The 3,446-nt window shown below is 68.9% G+C and carries 6 protein-coding genes; 4 read left to right on the top strand and 2 right to left on the bottom strand.

Annotated features, from left to right (window positions below; genetic code table 11):
- The first annotated feature begins 216 nt into the window (after positions 1–216).
- Positions 217–627 carry a four-helix bundle copper-binding protein gene (locus ACFWP3_RS41725; RefSeq protein WP_384232173.1) on the top strand — a complete coding sequence of 137 codons (411 nt, stop codon included), beginning with the start codon at positions 217–219 and terminating at the stop codon, positions 625–627.
- A 33-nt stretch (positions 628–660) separates the two neighbouring features.
- Here the strand turns inward: ACFWP3_RS41725 and ACFWP3_RS41720 are convergent, their stop codons facing one another.
- Positions 661–1,185 carry a hypothetical protein gene (locus ACFWP3_RS41720; RefSeq protein ID WP_384232172.1) on the bottom strand — a complete coding sequence of 175 codons (525 nt, stop codon included), beginning with the start codon at positions 1,183–1,185 and terminating at the stop codon, positions 661–663.
- Positions 1,182–1,328 (bottom strand): hypothetical protein, encoded by a 147-nt coding sequence (locus ACFWP3_RS41715; RefSeq protein WP_384232171.1) that lies wholly within the window; start codon positions 1,326–1,328, stop codon positions 1,182–1,184. Before ACFWP3_RS41715 ends, ACFWP3_RS41720 begins: the two co-directional genes overlap by 4 nt.
- Positions 1,329–1,409: 81 nt before the next feature.
- On the opposite strand from ACFWP3_RS41715, the gene ACFWP3_RS41710 reads away from it, so the two are divergent.
- The 3 genes from ACFWP3_RS41710 (at position 1,410) to ACFWP3_RS41700 (ending at position 3,331) form a co-directional block, all read left to right on the top strand.
- Positions 1,410–1,979, top strand: coding sequence for a TetR/AcrR family transcriptional regulator (locus ACFWP3_RS41710; RefSeq protein ID WP_384232170.1), 570 nt, complete (start codon positions 1,410–1,412; stop codon positions 1,977–1,979).
- Between the two features lie 182 nt (positions 1,980–2,161).
- Positions 2,162–2,584, top strand: coding sequence for a DUF6153 family protein (locus tag ACFWP3_RS41705; protein ID WP_384232169.1), 423 nt, complete (start codon positions 2,162–2,164; stop codon positions 2,582–2,584).
- Positions 2,585–2,929: 345 nt separating this feature from the next.
- Positions 2,930–3,331 (top strand): hypothetical protein, encoded by a 402-nt coding sequence (locus tag ACFWP3_RS41700; RefSeq protein WP_384232168.1) that lies wholly within the window; start codon positions 2,930–2,932, stop codon positions 3,329–3,331.
- Positions 3,332–3,446 lie beyond the last annotated feature (115 nt).

Genomic DNA, 3,446 nt, shown 5'->3' with positions numbered 1-3,446 from the left:
TCGTCGGCTGCTTCTTTTTTTTATAAGAGACCGCGGCAAGGGCCACGCCGTCGTCCACGCCTACCACTGACCCCGACCGCAAGGCACCGCGCCCGGCCGCACCCCACGGTGCGGCCGGGCGCGCTCGCGTCTTCGGGCGTTAGCTGGAGGTACCGGGGGCTTCGATGGCGGCCGCCCCGGATCCGCCGGCCTCACGGGGATATGGAGGCACCGATGATGTCCAGCACCGTCAAGGACATGCTCGCCACCTACCCGGCCGACCTCGGCAACATCGACCAGGCCAAGCTCACCACCTGCATTGAGGCCTGCATCGCCTGCGCACAGGCGTGTACGGCGTGCGCGGACGCCTGCCTGTCCGAGGGCATGGTGGGCGATCTCGCCAAGTGCATCCGCACCGACATGGACTGCGCCGACATCTGTACCGCCACCGCCGCGGTCCTCTCCCGCCACACCGGCTACGACGCCAACATCACCACCGCGATCCTGAAAGCGTGCGCCATGGTCTGCAAGGCGTGCGCCGACGAGTGCGGACAGCACGCAGACATGCACGAACACTGCCGCATCTGCGCCGAAGCCTGCCGTTCCTGCGAGCAGGCATGCAACGAACTCCTCGGCGCCCTCGGCTGACCGAAGACACCCCCACAGCGGATCAGTGCTGGCTCAGAGCGGTTGCGGGACCCCGCGCTGACGACGGCGCCCGTAGCGGGTCACCCCGCGCGGCTTGAACACCGACAGTGCGGCCGCTGTGAGCAGCACCAGCAGGGCGGCGCCCGCGTCCGCGATCAACTGGATGCGCATGGCCTGAAGCTCGCCACCCGCGAGCGCCGCCCGGGCGGCCGCGTCCGCGAGATGACCGACCGGCTGCATATGGACCAGCAACAGAACGGTCGCGACCACAGTGATCAGAAGCTTCGCGATCACCCAGTAGTGCCTCAGCAGCCCCCACACCGTGCCGAACGACTGCACCACCCCTGTCAGCAGCGAGGCGACGCTGAACGGAACGATCACGTACCAGCCCACCACGTCCATGGCCAGATAAGCGCCCCGCACCGTCTGCGGTGCACCGCTGGTCAGACCTGCAACCGCGAGGGCAAGGAACGCCGCGACCGCGCCCAACCAGCCGACCGAGGAGGTGACGTGGAGCGTGAGCGCCAGCTTGCGCAGCCGCGGCGGGAACGGGCTCACGGCGCGTGCCCCACCATGCCGCCACCGGCCAGGTGCACGATCACGAACACCACGATCAGGACGACGGCGACCGCCGCAGACACCTTCACCCAGCGCGGTGCCCCCTCGCCGTCGTCATCATGAAGATCCGGTGAGCCTGCCATGACGCCTCCAACTTTTTCAAGACACACTGTCTTCATGCAAAACTGAGTGTATCCCTCCGTGGACGTCCGTATCCTGGGTGGGTGCCGAAGCTGTGGAACGAGACCATCGATGCGCACCGCCAGGCCGTGCGGGAGGCCATCCTCGATGCGGCCGCCGCATTGATCGAGGACGGCGGTCTGCGGGCGGTGACCATGTCCCAGCTCGCCGAGCGCGCCGGCATCGGGCGGGCCACTCTCTACAAGTACTTCCCCGATGCCGAAGCGGTGCTCGGTGCCTGGCACGAGCGGCAGATCTCCGCCCACCTCCGCCAGCTCGCCGAAGCCGCGCACCGCCCCGGGACCGCCGCCCAGCGTCTGACGGGGGTCGCGACCGCCTACGCCGACCTCGCCCGGCAGCGCCATGGCGGGGAACTGGCCGCCCTTCTTCACCAGAGCGAGCACGTCAGCCACGCCGAACAGCACCTGATCCGGCTGCTGGAAGCCCTCATCGCCGAAGGCGCCAAGACCGCAGACCTGCGCGACGACGTACCGCCCGCCGAACTCGCCGCCTACTGCCTGCACGCCCTGACCGCCGCCTCGACCCTCTCCTCCCGGGCTGCGGTCGACCGGTTGGTCGCCGTCACACTTGGTGCCCTGCGCCCGCTGCCCTGACCAAGGCTCCCGGCAGCAGGCTCATCAACGCCCGCAAGCCGGAGCGTGACGCCGAAGTGCGATCAGCTCATGTTGCGGACGCCGCGCAGACGCGTCCACACCCGGTGCTATCTTCCTTCCCGTCCGGGCGGGGACGCCCCTGCTGGAGTTCCCGCTGCCAAGCCCTCCTACGGTTGTGAGGCGTGATCTCAGGCAAGGTCCGTCGCGACCGTCATGTAGGAGCATTGCTGCGGGCAACGCTCCTCGCGGTGGTGCTTGCCCTCTTCGCGATGCACGTCCTGGCCTCACATCAGCCGGTTCACAGCGGGCACGCCGCTGCGGTCCCGCTCATCGCCGCGGGTGAGAAGACTCAGCACGCGCACTCTGACGTCGCCCCTGCCGATGCCACCACAACACCGCACGGCCCGGACGGCGAGTGCGACCACGGCGGGGTCGGAGAGAGCTGCCTGGCGCTGCTGTACATCGTTGCCGCCCTGTTCACGTTCGCCCTCAGGCGACGGGTTGCCAACCGGATCCCTGGCCGACGCGCAGAACGCACGCGCTCCTGGACCAGCCGTACTGGCGACCCACTGTGCCTCTACCGACTTTCGATCCTGCGCTGCTGAGGGCTGCATCAGCGTGACGCCGCACCACTGGTGTCGGCGCGCTTCTGCCTGCTCTCACCCGCCAAGATCCGAAAGGCATTACCCGAGTGACCACCGTTATCGAGCACGAGCGCCACCAGACTTCCCCCACGAAACATCGCCGCCCCGCCTTCGACAAGAAGTCACTCCCGGCCCGCTACACCGGCCAGATGCTCTACTTCATGGGCGCCGCCCTCATCGCCGGCGCCGTCGTCCACTACCCGATCGACCCCTCGCTGTACGCGATCATCTGCGGTGTCGGCGCCGTCGTGTTCCTCCTCGGCACCATCGTCAAGGGAGTTCGTGCTGGCCGACGAACGTCCGGCGGTGAGCCAGGCAGTCTCGCTCGTCGCGTTCTCCCTCTTGCTGTCCTTCGGTGTCGGCCTGGTCGGCGGCGGCATCCAGCACTTCGAGCAGTTCCCCGAGCGCAGCGCCTGGATGACCCCCATCGGCCTGCTTATGTCGTACGTCGCGTTCGTCGCCAAGGACTCCAAGGGCCGCTGGCGGCACCTCCTCAGCCCGTTCGCGGCGGTCGTCGTGGCTATTGCGGCCCTCGCCTGGCTAGGCATGACCGCTCTGGCTGGCACCATCGCTTCCGATGGCCACAGCCACGACCACGGCTCCACGACGGGGACACCCGCGAAGCCGGACCAGGCTCCCGTTGAGTCGGCCCCTCCGACCAAGGCACCCGCCGAGCCGGCACAGGACGGCCATTCCCACAGCCACTGACCCCGGTCCGACACCCTTGTAGTCGTTCGCGGGCCCAGCGTGGACCATGCTGGGGGCGCCGCCCGGGGACGGCGGCCGGCAGGCGGGCGTGGCTGGGGGGGGTTGGGGGGGTGGA

The organism is Streptomyces sp. NPDC058525 (assembly GCF_042719495.1).
Taxonomy (GTDB): Bacteria; Actinomycetota; Actinomycetes; order Streptomycetales; family Streptomycetaceae; genus Streptomyces.
This window is presented reverse-complemented; position numbering and strand designations above follow the sequence as displayed.

Bases quoted from the DNA above. Each gene is read 5' to 3' on its own strand.
- ACFWP3_RS41725 (WP_384232173.1), top strand. From the start codon at position 217: ATGTCCAGCACCGTCAAGGACATGCTCGCCACCTACCCGGCCGACCTC.
- ACFWP3_RS41715 (WP_384232171.1), bottom strand. From the start codon at position 1,328: ATGGCAGGCTCACCGGATCTTCATGATGACGACGGCGAGGGGGCACCG.